The organism is Phytobacter massiliensis JC163 (genome assembly GCF_000321045.1).
Classification (GTDB): domain Bacteria; phylum Pseudomonadota; class Gammaproteobacteria; order Enterobacterales; family Enterobacteriaceae; genus Phytobacter_A; species Phytobacter_A massiliensis.
The window spans coordinates 238,438-260,071 of sequence record NZ_HE578947.1 but is presented as its reverse complement, the minus strand read 5'-3'; the positions used below and the strand labels follow the sequence as shown (position 1 = coordinate 260,071).

The following is a 21,634-nucleotide window of genomic DNA, read 5'->3' as shown; positions in this document are numbered from 1 at the left end:
TGTGATGCAATAAGGGTTTCTTATCGACGGGGCGAGCGTTCGCCCCGTCTAAAAGCGTTAGCGGAACTTCTTGTGGTTGCTGTTGCGGGTGGCTTTAAACGCTTCCGCCGCCGCCTTCGCCTCCTGGACTTTGCCTTCGTTAGCCAGCTTCAACGCGCCGTCGATCTGGGTGATAAGCGTTTCCATACCCTGACGATAATCTTTCATCTCCGGGCTGTCCGGCGCTTTGTCTTCCAGCTTCGGCGGGGTCGCTTTCTGCGCATCCTGCGCGGCGGTGCGCATTTTGGTTAGCGCCTCTTTGATCGTCGCCGCGTCATCGGCTTTTTCAACAACTTTCAGGTTTTCGTTCAGGGTGTCCATATCATCTTCAAGGTCGGCGGCGAAAGCGTGCGCCGAACCAAGAACAAGGGTAGAGACGGCCATCATCGCCAGCAGTTTTTTCCGCATTGCTCACTTCCTTTTTTATTATTGAAGTTACGGGCGCAGGGCTGCGCCCACAGAATTACTGACCGGCGATTTTCATCTCCGGTAATAACACTGAACCACACTGGATATTGCTGCGTGTTTCGATATCGTCAGCAATCGTCACGATATTACGCCACATATCTTGCAGATTTCCTGCAATGGTTATCTCGCTTACCGGATACTGAATCTCGCCGTTTTCTACCCAAAAACCGGCCGCGCCGCGGGAGTAATCCCCGGTGATGCCGCTCACGCCCTGCCCCATCAGTTCAGTCACCACCAGCCCGGTGCCCATCTGTTTGAGCAGTTGCTCAAAGCTTAACCCGCGCCCGGCGATGCGCCAGTTGTGGATGCCGCCCGCATGCCCGGTACTTTTCAGCCCTAATTTACGGGCGGAATAGTTGGTTAACAGCCACTGGGTCAGCACGCCGTCTTTAATGATATCCCGGCGCTCCGTGCGCACCCCTTCGCTGTCGAACGGCGTGGAGGCCAGCCCTTTCAGCAGATGCGGATGCTCTTCAATGGTCAGCCATTCGGGAAGGATCTGTTTGCCAAGCGAGTCCAGCAGGAAGGTGGATTTACGGTAGACCGCGCCGCCGGCAATCGCCCCCACAAGGTGACCGAACAGCCCGGTGGCGACTTCATGAGCAAAAATTACCGGCGCTTTCATGGTGGAGAGCTTACGCGGCGAGAGGCGCGACAGCGTGCGGCGCGCGCACTCCTGCCCTACCCATTCGGCGCTCTGCAGGTCGCGGATATCACGGCCAATGGTGTAGGCGTAATCCCGCTCCATATCGCCATTTTCTTCGGCGATAACACAGCTCGATAAAGAGTGGCGCGTTGACGCGTAGCCCTGCAGCATGCCGTGGCTGTTGCCGAACACTTTAATACCGTAGTGGCTGTTGAAGCTGCCGCCCTCGGTGTTGGTGATACGTTTGTCCGCCTTAAGCGCCACCTGCTCCGCGCGGGAGGCCAGTTCAATGGCTTCTTCCGGCGAGACTTCCGCCGGGTGGAACAGGTCTAAATCCGGGGCGTCAAAGGCCAGCAGCTCTTTATCCGCCACGCCCGCGCACGGGTCGGGGGAGGTGTAGCGGGCGATATCCAGCGCTGCCTGCACGGTGCGGGCGATGGCGTCGGGGCTTAAATCGGTGGACGAGGCGCTGCCTTTGCGGTTCTGATGATAAACCGTGATGCCCAGCGCGCCGTCGCTGTTGAATTCGACGTTCTCTACTTCACCGTAGCGCGTGCTCACGCTGATACCGGTGGTTTTGCTGACGGCCACTTCCGCACCATCCGCTTTACCAGAGGCTAACTCCAGCGCGGTGGAGACCGCTTCTTCCAGTGCTTTGCGTTGTTGTGCAACTTGTGTGATTACTTTCATCGCCAATGCCATAATTAAAGAAGAGAATCTTTGAAGTCTAACAGAGAACCGTTTTTCAGTGCGCGCCTTAACTGGTAACATTAGCCTCTTTTTTAAGGAGCCTGAGATGACAAAGCAGCCCGACGACTGGCTCGACGACGTTCCCGGTAACGATATCGAGGACGAAGATGACGAGATCATCTGGGTCAGTAAGAGTGAAATTAAACGCGACGCCGAGGAGCTAAAACGCCTGGGCGCCGAACTGGTGGATCTGGGGAAAAACGCGCTGGACAAAATCCCGCTCGACCCGGATCTGCGCGACGCCATTGAGCTGGCGCAGCGTATCAAAATGGAAGGACGCCGCCGCCAGCTACAGCTGATTGGTAAAATGCTGCGAAACCGCGACGTTGATCCTATCCGCCAGGCGCTGGACAAGCTCAAAAATCGCCATAACCAGCAGGTGGCGTTTTTCCATAAGCTGGAACAGCTTCGCGACCGTCTGATTGAAGTGGGCGACGACGCCGTGCCAGAAGTGCTGGCCCTGTGGCCGGATGCTGACCGTCAGCAACTGCGTTCGCTTATCCGCAACGCTAAAAAAGAAAAAGAAGGCAACAAACCGCCTAAATCCGCGCGTTTGATCTTCCAGTACCTGCGTGAGCTCGCTGAGGCTGACCAGTAGTTTTCTTTACGGGATGCGGGTTCGCCCGCATTCTGCTTCCTTTTTTCCTTCCGTATTAACATCTGTCCACGCTTTTTAGCCCTCTCATATAAAGCTGAATCGTTAAAGCAAAAAATCATTTAAATCACACTTAACCTGCAATAAATACCTGTCTTTCATCTTTTAATGTGATGCAAAGCCGACTACAGCACTCTTTTTTGCATTTATTTTCACCAGAAGAAGACGATCACATTTTTAAAGCAGGCGAGACAGTAAATTTCCTGAGCCTTACACATAATCGATTCAGCAAAAAAGGACTAAAAATGAAAAAGACTCTGGTGTTTTCTACCCTCGCACTCCTGATCTCCGGCAGCGTTAGTGCAAAAACATGGGTGCTGACAGGTGCTGAAAGCGGCGTAGAACAAGGAAACTGGAAGGTAACCAGCCAGCAGCTGAAAATTAAAGACCAAACGTTCAGCATTGAACAAAAAGTCCTTCATGGCGGTAAGCAGGAAGGCAGCAAAGTGATCACGATTACCAGCCAGAACGGCCTGACTATTGCTCTGAGCCCCACCCGCGGCATGAACCTACTGCATGTTGAAGGTTTTGGCGTCCGCATGGGCTGGGATTCACCGGTGAAAGAGGTGGTTAACCCGGCGTTTATCAATCTGGAGAGCCGCAACGGCGTGGGCTGGCTGGAAGGTTTCAACGAAATGCTGGTGCGCTGCGGCTATGAGTGGACGGGCCATCCGGTGACTGCTGACGGCCAGATTTACACCCTGCACGGGAAAGTCGGCAACACTCCCGCCTCGCAGGTTTCCGTTGATGTCAGTGAAAAAGCGCCATATGAAATCCGCATTCGCGGCCTGGTGAAAGAGAGCACCTTTAAGAAAGCCGATCTGCAAACTGAAATGACGCTCAGCTATATTCCTGGCAGCAACAGCTTTACCCTGCACGATGTGCTCACCAACCACGCCGACTATGCGCACGATTACCAGATTATCTACCACAGCAACTTTGGCACGCCGATTCTGGAAGAAGGCGCGCGCTTCGTTGCGCCGGTGGAGAGCGTCAGCCCCTTTAATGATTACGCTAAAGCGGGCCTGAAAAACTGGCAGACCTATGCCGGGCCGACGAAAGACTTCGATGAGATGGTGTTCAACCTGAAACCGCTGGCCGACGCCAGCCAGAATACCGTCGCCGCGGTTATCAACAAAGCAGGCGATAAAGGGGCGGCGATTAGCTTTAACACCACGCAGCTGCCGGTGCTGACGCTGTGGAAAAATACCGACACGCTTAAACAGGGCTATGTGACGGGTATTGAGCCGGGCACCAGCTATGCCTACCCGGTGACCATCGAACGTGAACAGAAACGCGTTAAGCAGCTACAGCCAGGCCAGAGCACCCGTTTCGACCTGACCTACACCCTGCTGCATAACGCCGGCCAGGTACAGGAAGTGGAAAAACGCGTGGCGGAGATTCAGGGGGATAAAGCGCCGCAGGAAAACGAAACGCCAATCGCGAAAGAGTAATATAAACAGTATCCCCGGCAGGTGTTGCGCCGCCGGGGAGTTTTGCTACGCGTTTGCTGCCGCGTCGGCTTTCTTCGCCAGGCCGTCCAGCAGCTTCTGATGAATGCCGCCAAAACCGCCGTTGCTCATCACCAGAATATGATCCCCCGGCTGCGCCGTTTTCAGAATCATATCGCAAAGCACGTCGACGTCGCCGCTCCAGTGGGCGGGCTGTACGCAGGCATCCGCCACTTCCGCCACCTGCCAGGGAATATGCGACGGTTGCAGCAGGAAGACCTCATCCGCGCGCCCCAGCGACGGAGCCAGGTCATCTTTGCAGACGCCCATCTTCATGGTGTTGGAGCGCGGCTCCAGCACGGCGATAATACGCGCGGTTCCACCGACTTTGCCGCGCAGCGCCGCCAGCGTTGCCAGAATGGCGGTAGGATGGTGCGCGAAATCGTCATAGACCTTCACGCCGTGCGCTTCACCGCGCAGCTCCAGACGGCGGCGGGCGTTAACAAAGCTGCCCAACGCGTTGGCGGCGTCAGCCGGGGCGACGCCCACATGGCGGGCGGCGGCAATCGCCATCAGCCCGTTATGCATATTGTGTTCGCCAACGAGTTCCCACTTCACCCGGCCTACGGTTTCGCCATCCAGCAAGACTTCCCATTCGGCAGCATCGGTGGTCAGCTTTTTCGCCTGCCAGTGGCCCTGTTCGCCCACCAGTTCCTGCTCGCTCCAGCAGCCCATCGCCATCGTCTGTTTAATATTGATGTCGTTTTCCGGCCAGATGATCTTGCCCTGTCCCGGCACGATCCGCACCAGGTGATGGAACTGTTTCTGGATCGCTTTCAGATCGTCAAAGATATCCGCATGATCGAACTCAAGGTTATTGAGGATCAGGGTACGCGGGCAGTAATGGACGAATTTGGAACGCTTGTCGAAAAAGGCGCAGTCATATTCATCGGCTTCGATAACGAAGAACGGGCTTTCGCCCAGCCGTGCGGAGACGTCGAAATTTCCCGGCACGCCGCCAATGACAAAGCCGGGCTTGTAGCCGCAGGCTTCCAGAATCCAGGTGGCCATGCCGGCAGTGGTGGTCTTACCGTGCGTACCGGCAACCGCCAGCACCCAGCGGTCGCGCAGCACGAAATCGTGCAGCCACTGCGGGCCGGACATATAAGGAATATTCTTCTCCAGCACCGCTTCAACGCAGGGATTACCGCGCGTCATGGCGTTACCAATGATGACCAGATCCGGCGCGTTATCGAGCTGGCTGGCGTCGTATCCCTGAATCAGTTCGATACCTTGCTTTTCGAGCAGGGTGCTCATCGGCGGATACACGTTAGCATCCGAACCTGTTACTTCATGGCCTAACGAGCGCGCCAGCAGCGCCAGCCCGCCCATAAAGGTGCCGCAAATCCCCAAAATATGAATGCGCATACGTCTCTGTCCTTTTCATCTTCGGCGCACATTTTACCTGTATGTTCTGCGCGACGGAAATGCATTTCAGGATAATCCGTATCATGCTGGCGCGATTCACCTGTGCGCGAACATTTGAATCTTTGTTAATATTGTTGCAGTCAATTACTCCACATAAAATGCAGGGACAGGGTTATGAAAACGTTAGGTGAGTTTATTGTTGAAAAGCAGCACGAGTTTTCTCACGCGACCGGTGAGCTGACCGCGCTTCTCTCAGCAATAAAGCTGGGTGCCAAAATCATCCATCGCGATATCAACAAAGCCGGTCTGGTTGATATCCTGGGTGCCAGCGGCGCCGAGAATGTGCAGGGAGAGGTGCAGCAAAAGCTCGATCTGTTCGCCAATGAAAAACTGAAAGCCGCGCTGCGGGCGCGTGATATTGTCGCCGGTATCGCCTCGGAAGAAGAAGATGAGATTGTCGTCTTTGAAGGGTGCGAACATGCGAAATATGTCGTGCTGATGGACCCTCTGGACGGCTCAAGCAACATTGACGTTAACGTATCGGTCGGCACCATTTTCTCTATCTACCGCCGCGTTACCCCGGTCGGTACGCCGGTTACCGAAGAGGACTTCCTGCAGCCCGGCAACAAACAGGTTGCAGCAGGCTATGTGGTTTACGGTTCGTCCACCATGCTGGTTTACACCACCGGCTGCGGCGTCCACGCCTTCACCTACGACCCGTCTCTCGGGGTATTTTGCCTGTCCCAGGAGCGTATGCGCTTCCCGGAAAAAGGCAACACCTACTCCATCAACGAAGGCAACTACATCAAATTCCCCAACGGGGTGAAGAAGTACATCAAGTTCTGTCAGGAAGAGGACAAAGCGTCGCAGCGTCCTTACACTTCCCGCTATATCGGTTCGCTGGTGGCGGACTTCCATCGTAACCTGCTGAAAGGCGGGATCTACCTCTACCCCAGCACCGCAAGCCACCCGGAAGGTAAACTGCGCCTGCTGTACGAATGCAACCCGATGGCGTTCCTCGCGGAACAGGCGGGCGGTAAGGCGAGCGACGGTAAAGAGCGTATTCTGGACATCCTGCCGGAAAGCCTGCACCAGCGCCGCCCGTTCTTTGTCGGCACCGAGCATATGGTGGATGATGTAGAGCGCTTTATTAAAGCGTTCCCGGACGCGTAAACACAGCCTCCGCTCCCGGATGCGCGGCGCTTATCCGGGCTACGCCTTGTAGCCCGCGCATCCGGGATGTTATTCAGGCCGACTGCAAACGGAAAGAGGCCATCGCCTCCAGCAGTTCACGGGACTGCTCCTCCAGCGAGCGGGTGGCGGCAGAGGACTGCTGCACCAGCGCCGCGTTCTGCTGGGCGGTCTCATCCATCTGGCTTACCGCAATATTAACCTGCTCAATGCCACGGCTCTGCTCCTGCGACGCGCTGGCTATCTCACGCATCAGTTTAGTCATGCGCATCACCTCAGAGGCGATCTCATCCATGGTTTCGCCCGCCTGCATCGCCAGGTCACTGCCTTCCGAGACGTGGGCCTGCGAACTGCTGATAAGCTGACGGATCTCTTTCGCCGCGTCCGCGCTGCGGCTGGCGAGGTTGCGCACTTCCCCTGCGACGACCGCGAAACCGCGCCCCTGTTCGCCCGCACGCGCCGCTTCTACCGAAGCGTTCAGCGCCAGGATATTGGTCTGGAAGGCGATGCCGTCGATCACGCTGAGGATATCGGCAATCCGGCTGGAACTGCCGGAGATGTCCTGCATTTTTTCAATCACATAGCAGACCATTTCGCTGCCGCGGTCGGCGGTGTCAGAGACCGTTTTCGCCAGCTGATGCGCCTGCTCGGCGTTGTCCGCGTTCTGCTTCACGGTGGCGGTGATCTCCTCCATGCTGGCGGCAGTTTGCTCAAGCGAGGTGGCGGTGGATTCGGTCCGCTGGGCCAGGTCGACGTTGCCTGCCGTCAGCTCCCGGCTGCCGGTGTCGATTTGCGAGCTGGCGTCGCGCACGCGGGTGACCGAGTTGACCAGCGCCTCACGCATCTCGTCAATCGCCGCGTTCAGACGGTTAAATTCATGGCTGGCGGTGCGCATGCTGACCACCGTTAAGTCCCCGGCGGCGACATGCTCCAGTTGAACGATAGAGGCATTCAGCGGCTTAAGCAGCATATGGCGCAGGGAGAGCCATGCCAGCATAATCACGCCCGCCGCCAGCAGGGCGACCACCACAATCATTACCATCACGGCGCTCTTGTTTGCCTGCACGGCGCTAACTTCGGCTTTGCCGCGCGCCTCGCCCCAGGCCTGGAAGGCCTGCATATCGTTATCAAACTGGCGCGAAACCGGGATCAGCTTGTTCTCCAGCAGATCGTAATAGTTATCGGCGCTCTGCTGGTTTAACGCAGCCTGCATAGGCGTGATGCCCTGCTCAACGTAGGCGGCATAGCTGTTAGCGACCTTCGTCAGTAGCTGCCCGCCCTCTTCGTCGTCGACGCCTGCTTTTATCACGTTTTCCAGCGCCTTGCGGCCCTGCGCTATCTCAGCGTTGATGCTGTTTACCGATTTACCGGCGTCGTCCATCAGGCCCACTTCCATCATGCGGACGGCCTGCCCTGCCTCGTTACGCGCGCGGAGGATGAGGGTGTAGCCTTCGTTCAGATGGGCCATCTTTTCCCCCTGCAACACGCTGATGCGCTCCAGGGAAGAGGAACTTTTATTGAGAGCATAAAGGCCCATGCCGCTCACCAGCAGCAGCAAAAGGGTCATCACGGCGAGTAAGGAAAGTAAACCAGTGCGAAGCGAAAGCGTTCTGAGCATGATATTTTTCCAGTAGCGGGGATTATTTCACCTGAAAATAAGGCGCATTGGCTACTTATCGGCCGCTACCGGAAAAACTTTACTTCTTTTTAATCAATTCAAGGTGTTACTGCTTTGTTGCTCTGTGGGTTAACCCGTGTAACAGGGGAACTTTGCCGGTTTTCCCACAGCACGGTAAGGCCACGTTGTAAGGCGATAAAAATAAACAATAAAATACCAATAGCGATTTTGGTCCACCAGGAACTCAGCGTACCGTCAAAATTGATATAGGTCTGGATTAGCCCCTGGATCGCCACGCCAAACAGGGTGCCCAGCACCGTCCCTACCCCACCGCTCAGCAGCGTGCCGCCAATCACCACCGACGCAATAGCGTCCAGCTCCACCCCAACCCCCGCCAGCGCGTAGCCCGCCTGGGTGTAAACGGAGAAGACAATGCCCGCCAGCGTCGCCAGGCCGGTGGAGAGCATATAGATGCGAATGGTGGTGCTGCGCGTTGAAATGCCCATAAGGTTTGCCGACGTGGCGCTGCCGCCAATGGCGTACACCTGGTTGCCAAAGCGGGTGCGATGGGCGAGGAAAATGCCGATGACCACCACGCCGAGCATCAACAGGCCCATCGCGCTCAGACGCCCGCCGCCGGGGATTTTCCACGCCAGGCTGGAGAGGGTGTCATATATCGGGTGGTTAATGGGAATTGACTCTTCCGAAACCAGATAGCTGACGCCGCGCAGAAAGAACATTCCGGCCAGGGTGATGATAAACGCGGGGATTTTCAGCGCGTCGATCAGAAGTCCCATAAACGCGCCAAAGGCGCAGCCCATCGCCAGCACCAGCGGGAACGCCAGCAGCGGCGAAATGCCCCAGTAGCCGATGGCTTTCGCCAGGAAAACGCCGGTAAAGGCGATCACCGAGCCCACGGAAAGATCGATGCCGCCGGAGAGGATCACAAACGTCATGCCGACGGCGATAATCCCTAAGAAGGCGTTATCGGTCAGGATGTTGCAAATAACTCTGGTGGAGGCAAACCCCGGAAACTGCGTCAGGCAGTAGAGATACCCCAGCACGAACACGCCCAGGGTGATCATCAACGGTAAATTACGTTTTATCATGGCCGCGCGCTCCTTTAATCAATGCGATAAAGCGCGGCGACTGAACGATCAGTACGCACAGCACCACCACCGCTTTCACCACCTGGTTAAGCTCCGGCGGAAAACCGGAAAGCAAAATCCCCGTGTTCATCCCCTGGATAATCAGCGCCCCCACCACCGACAGCAGCAGGTTAAAGCGCCCGCCCATCAGCGATGCGCCGCCAATCACCACCGCCAGAATGGCATCCAGCTCCAGCCACAGCCCGGCGTTGTTGGCGTCCGCGCCGCGAATATCCGCCGCGACAATCACCCCGGCAATGGCCGCGCAAACGCCGCTCAGCACGTAGGCCAGCATCACCACCAGCCGGGTATTCACCCCGGCGTTTTTCGCCGCGCGGATGTTGATGCCCACCGCTTCGATAAACAGGCCAAGCGCCGTTTTGCGGGTAAACAGCCAGAAAATAACCAGCGTCGCCAGCGCAATGATCACCGGCGTCGGGAAAAGCAGCAGATTACCGCTGCCGATCCAGGCAAGATTCGGCGCGTTGAAGGTGACGATTTGCCCGGAGGTAATAAGCTGCGCCACCCCGCGCCCGGCCACCATCAGGATAAGCGTGGCGACGAAAGGCTGAATCTTCAGAATGGCCACCAGCACGCCGTTCCATAGCCCGGCGAGCACGCCTGCCCCCAGCGCGGCAAGCAGCACGACCGGCAGGCTGTGCCCGGCAACGGTCATTGACGCCGCCGTGGCTCCGGCAATTGCCATCACCGCGCCAACGGAGAGGTCAATACCGCCCGTGGCGATAACCAGCGTCATGCCGATGGCCAGCAGCGCAACGGGCGCGGCGCGGTTAAGGATATCGATCGGGCTGCCGAACAGGCGGCCATCCTGCAATATCACCTGGAAAAAGTGAGGCGCGACCAGGCTGTCTACCAGTAATACCAGCAGCAGCGCCGCGACTTGCGGCATGCCTGTCGGCCACTTAAAGCGGCGCTTCGGCTGCCCGGTCTGCGGGACGGATTGAGGCATCACATACTCCTCCTTATGCCGCGATGGCATTCATGATTGCCGGAACCGACAGGTCGGCAAGGGGGATTTCCGCTATCTGCTTGCGATCGCGCATGATGATCACCCGGTCGGCATAGCCCACCAGCTCCTCCAGTTCAGAGGAGATCACCAGCAGCGCCAGCCCGTCAGCGCACAGGGTTTCGATAAGGCGAATAATCTCCGCATGGGCTCCTACATCAATGCCGCGCGTCGGCTCGTCAAGGATAAGGAACTGCGGTTTGGTCAACAGCCAGCGCGACAGCAACACTTTTTGCTGATTGCCGCCGGAAAGGAATTCAATGGGCTGCTCTGCGCTCGGGGTGCGAATGCCCAGCTGGCGAATAAAGCGCTCGGCGATGGCGTTCTGATCTTTGCGCGGAATCGGCCGCAGCCAGCCGCGCTGCGCCTGGAGGGCCAGAATGATGTTTTCCCGTACCGAGGCGGCGGCGATGATGCCGTCCGTTTTGCGATCCTCCGGGCAAAAGCCGATACCCAGACAGGAGGCCTGATGCGGCGAGCGCAGGCTTTGCTGCTTGCCTTTAATCAGCGCGCTGCCGCTGTCGGCGGGCCGGATGCCGAAAATGACCTCGGCGGTTTCGGTACGCCCGGAGCCAAGCAGGCCGGCCAGGCCGACGATTTCACCGGGGCGCACGTCCAGATCGAACGGGGCGATAAGCCCTTTTTTACCGAAGCCTTTAAACGAGGCCACGGGTTTGTCGCTCAGCAGCGTGCGGCCAGCGCGTTGCAGCGCGTTGCTCTCCAGTTCGCGGCCCAGCATCATCTTCACCAGTTCGATTTGCGGCAGCTCGCGGGTTTCGCGGCAGCCGACAAAGCTGCCGTTTCGCAGCACGGTGATGCGGTCGCTGACCTCGTAGACCTGGTCAAGAAAGTGGGTGACGAAAATAAGCGCCACCCCCTGCTCGCGCAGCTGGCGCATCAGGGTAAAGAGCATCTCCACCTCCTGGGTATCCAGGCTGGCGGTGGGCTCATCAAGAATAAGCACTTTTGCCGACAGGTCGATGGCGCGGCAAATGGCCACGATTTGCTGCATCGCCACCGAGTAGCGGTTCAGCGGCTCGCGGACGTCCAGCGAAAAGCCGTAGGATTCCATCAGTTCACTGGCGCGTTTCTCCATCTCTTTGCGGCGTAGAAAGCCGAACCGACGGGGCTCCCGGCCAATAAACAGGTTATCCGCCACCGACATATTGGGCAGCAGGTTAACCTCCTGATACACCGTGCCAATACCCAGCTGCTGGGCATGGGCGGTGTTTTTCGGGCGAATTTCATTCCCTTCCAGCCAGATAGCGCCTTTATCGGCATGGTAAACGCCGGTTAACGCTTTGATTAAGGTGGATTTGCCCGCGCCGTTTTCGCCAAGTAACGCCATGATCTCGCCTTTGCGCAGGCTGAAATCGACGTTATCCAGCGCCTTAACGCCGGGAAAGAACTTACTCAGGCCTTCTGTACGAAGGATCTCCTGGTGTGCCGTTGTGTTCATAGTGTCCCCTCACCCTGACCCTCTCCCGGCGGGAGAGGGGATCGACGTGCCGTTATGAAGAAGCGGGACTCAGTAGCCCATGTTTTTCTTCTTCTCTAACTCTTCTTTCGCCGTGTCCGGCAGGTAAAGCGTGGACTTGGTGATGGTCAGCTTTTCAGGCTGGGTGCCGTCTTTTTTGAATTTCTCCAGCGCGTCAAAGGCCGGGCCAGCCATGTTTGGCGTCAGCTCGACGCTGGCGTTGGCTTCGCCGTCGACCATCGCTTTAAAGATATCCGGTACGCCATCGATAGAGCCGGTGAGAATATCTTTACCCGGCTTCAGCCCGGCCTCTTTAATGGCCTGGATAGCGCCAATCGCCATGTCGTCGTTATGGGCGTAAACCATGCAGATGTTCTTGCCGTTATTCTCAGCTTTGATAAAGCTCTCCATGACCTCTTTCCCTTTACTGCGGGTGAAATCGCCGGACTGAGAACGGATGATTTTAATATTGGAGGCTTTAGAGATGGCCTCGGCGAAGCCTTTTTTACGGTCAATCGCCACGCTCGCGCCAACGGTGCCCTGCAGCTCCACCACGTTACACGGCTTGTCGCCAACCTGTTTTACCAGCCATTCGCCAATCAGCTTGCCTTCCAGCACGTTGTCAGCGGTAACCGTGGTCATATAAAGGGATTTGTCTTTTACATCAATGGAGCGGTCGAGGAGGATCACCGGGATTTCCGCGTCTTTGGCCTCTTTCAGCACCGGCTCCCAGCCGGTCGCCACCACCGGCGCGATGAAAATCGCATCCACGCCCTGAGCGATAAACGAACGAACGGCTTTGATCTGGTTCTCCTGCTTTTGCTGACCGTCAGCAATCTTAAGCGTGATACCGCGTTTTTGGGCTTCGCTTTTCGCGACGTTGGTTTCCGCGGCTCGCCAGCCAGACTCAGAACCAACCTGTGAAAATCCCACGGTTAAGGGGGCGGCCATCGCCATAGACGACATGGCTGCTGAAACTGCTGTGACAAGAAGTAAGCGCTTCCACATAAGTGTGTCCTCGTAGGGTTATTGTTGGCTACAACTTCACCTGCGGGGAAACTATAGACAATAAGAGATGTAACAAAATGAGTTACATCACAAATCAGAAAAGTGAATGAATTGTTAGTTCTTAGTTGAGATCTGACGCGCGAAATTGTCCGGGCCGATCGTTCTGCCCTGTCCCTTGATAAGACAGAAAATTTAGCTGCAACAAAATTGTTATAAATCCAGTGTAACCGCTTCCATATTTTTATTAATGATGCAGCTATCTTTATGGACAATTCGACTGAAAAAGGGGGAATAAAAGCCAAGAGAAATGGCGGCGGAGGATAAAACAGCCCAAGACATTCCTGAGGAGTTGGCTATAATACCCGGCACTTGTTTGCCACACATCTCAAAGGAAACAAACATGAGCTTACTCAACGTCCCGGCGGGCAAAGAACTGCCAGAAGATATCTATGTAATCATCGAGATTCCGGCAAACGCCGACCCGATCAAATACGAAGTTGATAAAGAGAGCGGCGCGCTGTTCGTTGACCGTTTCATGTCTACTGCAATGTTCTATCCGTGCAACTACGGTTACATCAACCATACCCTGTCTCTGGATGGCGACCCGGTTGACGTTCTGGTCCCGACCCCGTACCCGCTGGAACCCGGCTCAGTCATCCGCTGCCGTCCGGTTGGCGTACTGAAAATGACCGACGAGTCTGGCGAAGACGCGAAGCTGGTTGCGGTACCGCACACCAAGCTGAGCAAAGAGTACGATCACATTAAAGATGTGAACGACCTGCCGGAACTGCTGAAAGCACAGATCACCCACTTCTTCGAGCACTACAAAGACCTCGAAAAAGGCAAATGGGTGAAAGTTGACGGCTGGGACAATGCAGAAGCGGCTAAAGCTGAAATCATTGCTTCCTTCGAGCGCGCAGCGAAGAAATAATCCGTTTTAGTGAAAACCGCCTCTGTCACCAGAGGCGGTTTTTTTATGCCCGTAGTGCTGGCTTTTGCGTTCAAAACGGCTGAATGCCAGGCTGTCATAAAAGTGCCATAAAACTCTTTTCGTTGCGTTATTAACGGCATAGCGATAAACCCCGCCAGTAGCGTACTTCCGCCCTGTAAAGTCCCTTAGCGGATGGTCGATATCCCAGTGAGTAAACGATATATCCACCTGCTAACGGAATCTGTATGAAACTAAATCAATTCACCATCGGGCAACGACTTGGCCTTCTGGCAACCCTGTTGCTGCTGGCGACGCTCTTTATCGGGCTGCGCGGAATGGCAATCAACAGCGCCAGCAATGCGCAAAACCAGCAGATGATGGCCACTGAAAGGGTGCTGGCAGACAGCATTGATACCGCCCGCAATGCCCAGGTACAGTTTAAAATCCAGGTGCAGGAGTGGAAAAACACCTTACTGCGCGGCAGCCAGAGCCAGGAAGCGTTCGATAAATACAAAAACGCGTTTGTCTCCCAAAGTCAGAAAACCCAGCAGCTGTTGCAAAAGCTCAGCGGCCTGCTGCCGCAGCTGGGCATGGATAACGGGCTGGTTGAAAAAACGCGCCTGCTGCATGCAGATTTAGAGCGGCACTATCTGAGCGCGCTGCAGCAGTATGCGCTGACCGATCCGGGTAGCGCTCAGCGGGTGGACGGTCTGGTGACCGGCCTCGATCGTGAGCCTACCAAAATGATCGACGAGGTTGTCGCCCGTACGCTGGCGCACGCCAGCGCGGTTCATGCGAAGACAGAGGCCCAGAACCTGGCCCAGTATCAACAAACCCGCCTGATGCTGCTGCTGGCTATGGCGCTGACCATGCTTGCGGGGGCGATTATTACCTGGTGGCTGGTGCGCAGCATTACCCATCCGCTGGCACAGGCGGTGGCGGTCGCCCGCACGGTAGCGGCCGGGGATCTGCAAACGACCTTTAACGTTTCCGGGCGCGATGAGACGGCAGAGCTGATGCAGGCGCTGCAGGAGATGAACGGCAATCTCACCCGCATTGTGTACGGCGTTCGTCATAGCACCGAATCCATCGCTTCCGCCTCGGTGCAGATTGCGACCGGCAGCCGGGAGCTCTCCTCCCGCAACGAGGCGCAGGCCAGCGCGCTGGAGCAGACCGCGGCCTCAATGGAAGAGCTGACCTCAGTGGTAAAAAGCAACGCGGAAAATTCCCGTTTCGCCAGTACCATCGCCCGCGATGCCTTCGCGATTGCCGGGCAGGGTGGCGAGGCGGTGGAGCGCGTGGTCCAGACCATGAGCGATATCCACCAGCTTTCCAGTGAAATCAACAGCATTATCGGCGTCATTGACAGTATCGCCTTCCAGACCAATATTCTGGCGCTGAACGCCGCGGTGGAAGCCGCCCGCGCTGGCGCAGAAGGCCGGGGATTTGCGGTCGTTGCCGCCGAAGTGCGCGCGCTGGCGCAGCGTTCAGCCTCGGCGGCGCGGGATATCCGCGCGCTGATTGATAACTCGGTAAACCGCATCGCCGAAGGCAATTCGCAGGTTCAGAACGCCGGTTCGGCCATGGCCGATATCCTGCGTAGCGTGCAGCAGGTGAGCGAACTGGTGGAGGCGATTTCTGCGGCAAGCAAAGAGCAGAGCACGGGCATTGACCAGGTTAACGTTGCGGTCACGCATATGGATACGGCCACCCAGCAGAATGCCACGCTCTCTCAGGAGTCGTCTGCCGCCGCCCATGAGATGCAGCGCCAGGCACAGGAGCTGCTGGAGGCGGTGAGCCTCTTCAAGCTGCGCCAGAGCGCGGCGTAAAACCCGCGCTTTTCGCCCGTAAAAACAACGCCACCCGAAGGTGGCGTGTGAATAATGTTTCAGGGGACAAACTAATACTGCTCTCTGTCCAGCCAGTTGCCGGTAGGGATAAACGTTCTCCCCTCTACCGACCGCTGGTAGACATACATCCAGGCGCTGCCATAGGGCGTCTGGATCAACTGGCGTTTGTATTCGCCCCCCGCCGTGCGGAGCGCATCCAGTTCGCTCAGGGTTGCCGCATCAATGCGATACACTTCGCCTTGCACATTTCCATCGCCCGGCACAGCGCCGGGGTAGTGCCCCAGACTGTAGAGTTGATAATGTTCAACGCTGTGATCGCCCAGCCACTGAGCGTTGGTCATCCAGTGGCTGTTGCCCTGCTTGCGTCGTAAACTGCCGTAGACAAATATTCGCATTGCTAAAACTCAAACTGATAGAGCAAATCAAGTGCCTGATCTATGCCAGACACCGCTTCCAGATACAGCTTAGGCATCAGGCGATAACGTAACGTGAGAGTCGCCAGCGAGTCAAAAATTCCCACACCATATTTTACCTGCAGACCCGGCAATACATAGCCGCTGACCACCACCTGGGATGAGTCTCCCACCCCTTCGGTATCCAGCGCCAGATTACTGACGCCAAAGGTCTCGCCGATTTTACCCACAACCTGCCCACTTTGTGCAACCCCCAGGCCCACCAAAGCGGATGTCATTGCATCGCTGTCGCTCTGACCGCTCTCCAGCCCCTGCCCGCGCAGCAGATAGGAAAGCGCCTCCTGCTGCGACATTGCCGGGTCGGAGAAGATCTCCGCTTTCGGCTCATCGGCGTAGCCCGTCACCCGCACGCCGGCAATCACATCGTTTTCCGTGGCCTCCGGGTTACGAATAGCCTCAATGTTGAGCAGCGGCTGGTCCGGCGGCCCGGAGAAGAGAAGCTCCCCTTTACGCACCAGCAAATCCTGGCCGTAGGCGTGGTAGCGCCCTTCCGGGATGTTGATCTGCCCGTTCAGCCCCAGCCCCTGTTTGTCCTGCGCCACTTTCAGATCGCCGGTCAGGCGCGCTTTCAGGCCAAAGGCGTTCATGCGCACATTGTTGCCGACGTGGACAATCAGGTTGCTGTTGATAGGGATCGCCGCGCTTTTCGCCTCTTCCGGCTGCAGATTGGCATCAAGCATCACCTCATCGCTGGAGGTGTCTACGGCGCTCTCCGGCAGTTCATGAACCACGATGCGCGCCCACGGCACGTCGACCCGGCCATCGAGCGTAAACAGGCTCGGCGTGGCTTCAAACACCAGATCCGGCGAGACGTCCAGCCGCACCATCGGCGGCACGGTAATGCGCACGTCACTGCCCTTCGCCGTTACCCTGGCGCGCCAGTTATCAATCTGGCTCCAGTCCGCGTTACCGCCAAGGTTAATCTGCCCCTGGCGGGTGCGCACAACGCCCTGCAGCGTCGAACTGGTGCCGTTGAAGTTCATCGCCAGCTGGCTGGGCTGCATCTCAAACGGCATAAAGTTGCCTTCGACATCCACGCCGTTAAGCTGCATCTGGCCGAAAAGCTGCGGGCTTTGCAGGTTGCCGGCAAGGCGCAGGTTGGCGTTCAGCAGGCCTGCCGCTTTCTCGCCGCGGGTAAAGATAGCGTTCGCCATCGCCAGCGAGAAGTTGCGGATGTTGACGCTGCCGCCCAGGTTACGCTGCCCCTGCGGATCGGTGACCTGTACCTGACCATCGAACTGGCCGTTGTTGTTGAGGCGCATCGTCCAGCCGAGGTCGGCGCGGTTGTTTTTCAACTGCGCGTTCAGGTTCAGCAGATCGAACGCCACCAGCAGCGGCGAGCCGTTAATGATCTGCGTGACGCGCACGTTACGCCCGTTGAGCGTCACCGATCCCTGAGGCAGCCCCTCTTTGGTGGTGTCCCAGGCCACGTCGGCCTTGCCGCTAAAGGTGCCGCTGGCCTGAGTGACCTCCGGCAGATACGGCTTAATCATCGCCAGATCGAAGCGGTTCAGATTGACCACCGCATGCCCTTCCGCGCCCGCGTCGACGGTCTGCGGCACGCACAGCTCGGCGTTGGGGTTGCTCCAGCAGTGCGGCCCGATGCTGATTTTCTGCTCCTGGTTGCGATAGTCCAGCGCGACGCTGCGGTTCAGCGTTACCGGGCCGACAGGGGTAGTAAAGCGGGTATCGCTGAGGGTGCCTTTCCAGCGCTGCTCATCACGATCGAAACTGCCCGCCAGCCTTAGCTGCCCGGCCACCGGCTCGCCCTGCACCCGCAGCTCAAGCTCATGCTGCTTCTCGCTGCCTTTGGCCGCCAGCGTCACCAGGCTGAGATTGACGTTCGGCTGCGACAGGCGTTCCACCCGCACGTTGAGCGTGCCGCCAAGCTGATCGGTGGATTTCACATCGCCTTTCACCAGCACGCGGGCGACGCGCAACTCCTGCCAGCGCAGATTGTTGGCGGTGATATCCGCCAGCACCTGCGGGGCTTCTACCGTGCCGCGAATATTCACCAGCCCTTTCGCCGTACCGCCTAACCCAGGCAGGGCGTTATCCAGACCCGGCGCGTTAATCTGCGCGTCGAGGTTTAAGTCTTTCACCCCCAGCTCGCCTTTGACGTCCGCCGTGTTGCGCCCCAGCGTCAGATGCAGGCCAGGAATGGTCCACTGCATGTAGCTGTTGCCCCGCACTTTGCCGTCAACGCTCACCTTGTTTTGCTTCACGTTGCCCGCAAGCTTCAGCTCAGGGATATCCACCTGCCAGCTACCGCCATACAGGCTGCCGCGCATCTTCGCCAGCCCGTCCAGCTTCGCCGGCCAGTCGGGGAACGTTTTGGCGGTATTGATACCGTCCAGCGTCAGTTCGCCGCGCCAGCTAATGGCCTGTTGCCAGTCAAGCAGGGCTTTCAGTTCGGTTTTTCCTTCCAGCGCCGCCACGCTCAGCTTGTCGATATTGATCTGCTGTTCATTGCCTTTGCCGTCGAGGGTAATCGCGGCGGGCGGAATATCCTGCCCCTTCACCGCCGTGCGGAATGAGAGCGTGTAGTCCGTCATTTTGCCGGTCAGCTTGAGTTTGACATCGTCGGCCTGGTACTGTTTTTCACCGGTAAACGGCCAGTAAAGCTGCTCGCTGGTGATGTCGAGATTAAGCGGCAGGCCGGCTTCGGCAAGCTGGGTCTGCCCGCGCAGCACCACATCCACCGGGCCGGAGAGATTCACGCCGAACTCAAGCTGCTTGCGCACCTCGCCGCCGACTTTAATCTTCACCTTTTCGCCTTTGATCGGGTCGACGTTGAGGGTGCTGTTAAGGGTGAGGTCGACCGGCCAGTCGTTCTGCAGTTTTGCCGTACCGGTGGCGTTCAGCGTCCCCTGGGTCGAGTCGATATCCAGCGCATCGAGCCGCATGTTGCCATCTATACTGCTGACCTTAAGCAGCATATTGCTGACGGTAATATCGGTATCGCCGGTCAGGCGTAGCTGTTCGCCGCGAAACTCTTCAATATTGAGGTTAAGCGGCAGGTGAACATCGGTCATTTCCGGCAATACCGGCTTTGAGAAAAGCTGCTTTAAGGACTCGCCCAGCGGCAGTTCATCCGGCTTCGGGTTATCGATCTTCGGTTCCACCACCTCTTCCTGCGCCACGTCCGCCACTTTCGGCAGCGCAATCAGCAGGCCGCGCAGAGAGGTGGGTTTCAGCGTCAGGTTCTTCTCTTCCCAGTTCAGACCAGAGGTGAAATCCATAACCGACACGGTGGTGTCATCAATTTTGATATTAACGTTGTTGAGCGCCACCCGGCCCAGGGTTATCGGATACGGCGTGGAGAGATCAAGCGGGCCGCTATCCTCCTCTTCAACCTGCGCCGCGGGCGGCATCTTTTTGGTATCGACAACCACGTTAATGTCTTTCAGGGAGATATCGTTCACGCACAGGCTGCTGTCGCGCAGGCAGGCGAGTTTTACCGCCAGGTGTAATTCTCCTGCGTTAACCGCCACGCCGGGCTGGTCGTAGCGCACATTTTTCAGGGTCAGGTCGCGCCAGCCGCCCGTGACCTGGCCAATCTCCAGCCCCGGCACCCAGCGGTTAGCCGCCTTAAACAGAATATGTAAACCGCTTGTCGTGCCGACGAGGAAAATAACCGTCGCCAGCAGCAGGATGATAAACGCCAGCACGCCGAGGCTGATTTTCTTCCATAAACTCATAATTCAGGCCCCAGACCGAGGTAAAACTGTAAACCGTGTTCGTCTTTATCGCCCACCGGAACGGCGAAATCGAGCTTAATAGGGCCGACCGGCGACTGCCAGCGCACGCCGACGCCGGTGCCGGTTTTAAAGTCGCTGCGGCGGATATCGCTCACCGCCTCGCCGCTGTCGACGAAGACCGCGCCCCACCATTTCCCCGTCACGTTGTACTGATACTCCAGCGATCCGGTCGCCAGCTTCGAGGCGCCGATAAGCTTGCCGTCGTCATCTTTTGGCGAGATCGATTTGTACTTATAGCCGCGAATGCTGCGATCGCCCCCGGCGAAGAAGCGCAGATCCGGCGGCACGCGATCGAAGTCGTCGGTTTCGATCCAGCCCAGATTGCCGCGCGCCACAAAGCGGTGGCGATCGTAGAGGGTGCGGATCCAGACGTTCTGCGCCTGGGCGACAACAAAGTCCACATCCGATCCCCAGAGGGTGCTGGAGTAATCCACCGAATAGCGCTGGGAGTCGCCCCAGGTGGGCATCAGGCCGCCGCGCGAGCGGGTGCGGCTAATCATCACCCCTGGGTAGAGCAGCATAGTGGTGTTGGTGACGCTGGCCTGGGTAAAGTGGTCGAGGCTCCAGCGCAGGTTGATGGCGCGCTGCCAGCCGCTGGACAAATCCCAGTAGCGGGAGACCGCAAGGGTGGTGGAGTCCGCCTCGGTATCGTTAAGATCGGTGCGTTTAAAGCCGCCCTGCACCAGGTAATACTGTTCGAGCGGGTTTTTCAGCAGCGGCATTTTATAGCTGAAATCGAGCTGCTGTTCTGGCGCGGAGAGGCTGGCTGTGGTGGAAAAGCTGTGGCCGTAAGAGTTGACCCACGGCTTACGCCAGGTGGCTTTTACCCGCGGCCCGACGTCGGTGGAGTAACCCACCCCCGTCTCTACGGTGTTTTCAATGCGTGGCGAGACTACCGCTTTCAGCGGCAGCACTTTGGTTTTGCGCGCTTTATCGAACTCAGGGGCGACAATAACCGAGTTAAACCAGCCGGTAGCCGACAGGCGACGGTTAAGCTCCCCCAGATCTTTGGTCTGGTAATAGTCGCCCTTTTCAAACGGCACCAGGTTTTGCAGGTATTCGTCGCGGATCTGCGACCCGGCGAAGGTAACATCGCCAAAGCGGTAGCGCTCCCCGCTGTCGTAGTCGATATCCCAGAAAGCCTGATGCCGGTCCAGCGACACGCCGAGCTGGCTGTGGTTGTACTGGCTGTCAAAGTAGCCTTTACGTAGGGCAACGCGGGTCAGGGACTTTTTAAACGACTCATAGTCGCCATGATTAAGCACGGTGCCGGTCGCCGGGCGCGTGCTCAGCAGGGAGATATAATCGTCGTCGGTACGCGCGCCGCCGCGGAGCACCACATTCGTGCCGCCAATACGCACCGGCTCGCCGGGGGAGACCCGGGCAATCAGAACCTGGCGTCCTTTCGCCGGAGGCGGACGCAGATCGAAGACAATTGTCGGCTCATAGTAGCCGAGCGCTTTTAGCCCTTCACGAATGGCATCATCCACGCGCGCCTGAAAGCGCCGGTCCGGCGTCACTTCATCGCTCTCAATGGTGGACAACTGCGCGCGGACATTTTTTTGCAACGCGCCAGTCAGCCCTTCCAGCTGCAAACGCACGTTTGCCGCCAGGGCGCTATCGCTCGCCAGCAACAGGCCGGCAAAGCATAAAACACGGATTTTTGGCACGTTCTCTCCTGAATATCCCTTGTTTCCACCCCGGGAAGAAACG

At 57.6% G+C, this 21,634-nt stretch carries 17 protein-coding genes; 5 read left to right on the top strand and 12 right to left on the bottom strand.

Translation table 11 applies throughout. From position 1 onward, the window contains the following. Positions 1-57 precede the first annotated feature (57 nt). Together cybC and pmbA are read right to left on the bottom strand one after the other, a co-directional pair. Positions 58-447 (bottom strand): cytochrome b562, encoded by a 390-nt coding sequence (gene cybC, locus ENTHG_RS15360; RefSeq protein WP_044181441.1) that lies wholly within the window; start codon positions 445-447, stop codon positions 58-60. A gap of 55 nt (positions 448-502) precedes the next feature. Continuing rightward, entirely contained in the window at positions 503-1,855 is a 1,353-nt protein-coding gene (pmbA, locus tag ENTHG_RS15355; protein WP_044181439.1) for a metalloprotease PmbA, read from the bottom strand. Positions 1,856-1,949: 94 nt separating this feature from the next. Between pmbA and yjgA the strand changes: the two genes are divergently transcribed. Both yjgA and ENTHG_RS15345 read left to right on the top strand, forming a co-directional pair. Further along, positions 1,950-2,501 carry a ribosome biogenesis factor YjgA gene (gene yjgA / locus ENTHG_RS15350; protein ID WP_044181435.1) on the top strand — a complete coding sequence of 184 codons (552 nt, stop codon included), beginning with the start codon at positions 1,950-1,952 and terminating at the stop codon, positions 2,499-2,501. Positions 2,502-2,803: 302 nt separating this feature from the next. Next, positions 2,804-4,012, top strand: a complete 1,209-nt coding sequence (locus tag ENTHG_RS15345) for an aldose 1-epimerase family protein (protein ID WP_044181432.1) — start codon at positions 2,804-2,806, stop codon at positions 4,010-4,012. Between the two features lie 45 nt (positions 4,013-4,057). Here ENTHG_RS15345 and mpl read toward each other — a convergent pair whose 3' ends face one another. Then, positions 4,058-5,437, bottom strand: coding sequence for a UDP-N-acetylmuramate:L-alanyl-gamma-D-glutamyl-meso-diaminopimelate ligase (mpl, locus tag ENTHG_RS15340; protein ID WP_044181428.1), 1,380 nt, complete (start codon positions 5,435-5,437; stop codon positions 4,058-4,060). A gap of 174 nt (positions 5,438-5,611) precedes the next feature. Here mpl and fbp point away from each other — a divergent pair, with 174 nt between their 5' ends. Beyond that, positions 5,612-6,610, top strand: a complete 999-nt coding sequence (fbp, locus tag ENTHG_RS15335; protein WP_044181426.1) for a class 1 fructose-bisphosphatase — start codon at positions 5,612-5,614, stop codon at positions 6,608-6,610. Between the two features lie 73 nt (positions 6,611-6,683). On the opposite strand, the gene ENTHG_RS15330 is transcribed toward fbp, so the two are convergent. The 6 genes from ENTHG_RS15330 to ENTHG_RS26065 form a co-directional block, all read right to left on the bottom strand. Continuing rightward, the gene (locus ENTHG_RS15330) at positions 6,684-8,246 is read right to left on the bottom strand and encodes a methyl-accepting chemotaxis protein (protein WP_044181422.1); all 1,563 of its coding nucleotides are present in this window, start codon (positions 8,244-8,246) and stop codon (positions 6,684-6,686) included. Positions 8,247-8,344: 98 nt separating this feature from the next. Next, the gene (gene yjfF, locus ENTHG_RS15325) at positions 8,345-9,355 is read right to left on the bottom strand and encodes a galactofuranose ABC transporter, permease protein YjfF (RefSeq protein WP_044181419.1); all 1,011 of its coding nucleotides are present in this window, start codon (positions 9,353-9,355) and stop codon (positions 8,345-8,347) included. Next, on the bottom strand, positions 9,342-10,367 hold the full coding sequence (ytfT, locus tag ENTHG_RS15320; RefSeq protein WP_106403286.1) for a galactofuranose ABC transporter, ATP-binding protein YtfT: 1,026 nt from the start codon (positions 10,365-10,367) through the stop codon (positions 9,342-9,344). Before ytfT ends, yjfF begins: the two co-directional genes overlap by 14 nt. A 10-nt stretch (positions 10,368-10,377) precedes the next feature. Beyond that, a complete protein-coding gene (gene ytfR / locus ENTHG_RS15315) occupies positions 10,378-11,880 on the bottom strand; it encodes a galactofuranose ABC transporter, ATP-binding protein YtfR (RefSeq protein ID WP_044181415.1) in 1,503 nt (500 codons plus the stop codon). Between the two features lie 69 nt (positions 11,881-11,949). Beyond that, complete coding sequence (gene ytfQ, locus ENTHG_RS15310) at positions 11,950-12,906, bottom strand: galactofuranose ABC transporter, galactofuranose-binding protein YtfQ (protein WP_044181412.1); 957 nt, start codon at positions 12,904-12,906, stop codon at positions 11,950-11,952. A 210-nt stretch (positions 12,907-13,116) separates the two neighbouring features. After that, positions 13,117-13,308: a hypothetical protein gene (locus ENTHG_RS26065; protein ID WP_237567493.1), complete on the bottom strand. Its 192-nt coding sequence runs from the start codon at positions 13,306-13,308 to the stop codon at positions 13,117-13,119. Between ENTHG_RS26065 and ppa the strand changes: the two genes are divergently transcribed. Together ppa and ENTHG_RS15300 are read left to right on the top strand one after the other, a co-directional pair. Further along, positions 13,307-13,837, top strand: coding sequence for an inorganic diphosphatase (gene ppa, locus ENTHG_RS15305; protein WP_044181410.1), 531 nt, complete (start codon positions 13,307-13,309; stop codon positions 13,835-13,837). The genes ENTHG_RS26065 and ppa overlap by 2 nt on opposite strands. Before the next feature lie 245 nt (positions 13,838-14,082). Continuing rightward, positions 14,083-15,666, top strand: a complete 1,584-nt coding sequence (locus ENTHG_RS15300) for a methyl-accepting chemotaxis protein (protein ID WP_044181407.1) — start codon at positions 14,083-14,085, stop codon at positions 15,664-15,666. 71 nt (positions 15,667-15,737) lie between these two features. Here the strand turns inward: ENTHG_RS15300 and ENTHG_RS15295 are convergent, their stop codons facing one another. From ENTHG_RS15295 to tamA, 3 genes are read right to left on the bottom strand one after another with little or no spacing between them, the layout of a single operon-like run. After that, on the bottom strand, positions 15,738-16,082 hold the full coding sequence (locus tag ENTHG_RS15295) for a gamma-glutamylcyclotransferase family protein (RefSeq protein ID WP_044181404.1): 345 nt from the start codon (positions 16,080-16,082) through the stop codon (positions 15,738-15,740). A gap of 2 nt (positions 16,083-16,084) precedes the next feature. Next, positions 16,085-19,861, bottom strand: coding sequence for an autotransporter assembly complex protein TamB (gene tamB, locus ENTHG_RS15290; protein ID WP_044181402.1), 3,777 nt, complete (start codon positions 19,859-19,861; stop codon positions 16,085-16,087). Beyond that, entirely contained in the window at positions 19,858-21,591 is a 1,734-nt protein-coding gene (tamA, locus tag ENTHG_RS15285) for an autotransporter assembly complex protein TamA (protein WP_044181400.1), read from the bottom strand. The genes tamB and tamA overlap by 4 nt, the downstream gene beginning before the upstream one ends. Positions 21,592-21,634: the final 43 nt, after the last annotated feature.

Excerpts from the sequence above, each read along its gene's own strand:
- ENTHG_RS15330 (WP_044181422.1), bottom strand. The coding sequence starts at position 8,246 with ATGCTCAGAACGCTTTCGCTTCGCACTGGTTTACTTTCCTTACTCGCC.
- yjgA (WP_044181435.1), top strand. The coding sequence starts at position 1,950 with ATGACAAAGCAGCCCGACGACTGGCTCGACGACGTTCCCGGTAACGAT.
- ppa (WP_044181410.1), top strand. The coding sequence starts at position 13,307 with ATGAGCTTACTCAACGTCCCGGCGGGCAAAGAACTGCCAGAAGATATC.
- ENTHG_RS26065 (WP_237567493.1), bottom strand. The coding sequence starts at position 13,308 with ATGTTTGTTTCCTTTGAGATGTGTGGCAAACAAGTGCCGGGTATTATA.
- yjfF (WP_044181419.1), bottom strand. The coding sequence starts at position 9,355 with ATGATAAAACGTAATTTACCGTTGATGATCACCCTGGGCGTGTTCGTG.
- pmbA (WP_044181439.1), bottom strand. The coding sequence starts at position 1,855 with ATGGCATTGGCGATGAAAGTAATCACACAAGTTGCACAACAACGCAAA.
- cybC (WP_044181441.1), bottom strand. The coding sequence starts at position 447 with ATGCGGAAAAAACTGCTGGCGATGATGGCCGTCTCTACCCTTGTTCTT.
- fbp (WP_044181426.1), top strand. The coding sequence starts at position 5,612 with ATGAAAACGTTAGGTGAGTTTATTGTTGAAAAGCAGCACGAGTTTTCT.
- ENTHG_RS15295 (WP_044181404.1), bottom strand. The coding sequence starts at position 16,082 with ATGCGAATATTTGTCTACGGCAGTTTACGACGCAAGCAGGGCAACAGC.
- ENTHG_RS15345 (WP_044181432.1), top strand. The coding sequence starts at position 2,804 with ATGAAAAAGACTCTGGTGTTTTCTACCCTCGCACTCCTGATCTCCGGC.
- ENTHG_RS15300 (WP_044181407.1), top strand. The coding sequence starts at position 14,083 with ATGAAACTAAATCAATTCACCATCGGGCAACGACTTGGCCTTCTGGCA.
- tamB (WP_044181402.1), bottom strand. The coding sequence starts at position 19,861 with ATGAGTTTATGGAAGAAAATCAGCCTCGGCGTGCTGGCGTTTATCATC.
- mpl (WP_044181428.1), bottom strand. The coding sequence starts at position 5,437 with ATGCGCATTCATATTTTGGGGATTTGCGGCACCTTTATGGGCGGGCTG.
- ytfR (WP_044181415.1), bottom strand. The coding sequence starts at position 11,880 with ATGAACACAACGGCACACCAGGAGATCCTTCGTACAGAAGGCCTGAGT.
- ytfQ (WP_044181412.1), bottom strand. The coding sequence starts at position 12,906 with ATGTGGAAGCGCTTACTTCTTGTCACAGCAGTTTCAGCAGCCATGTCG.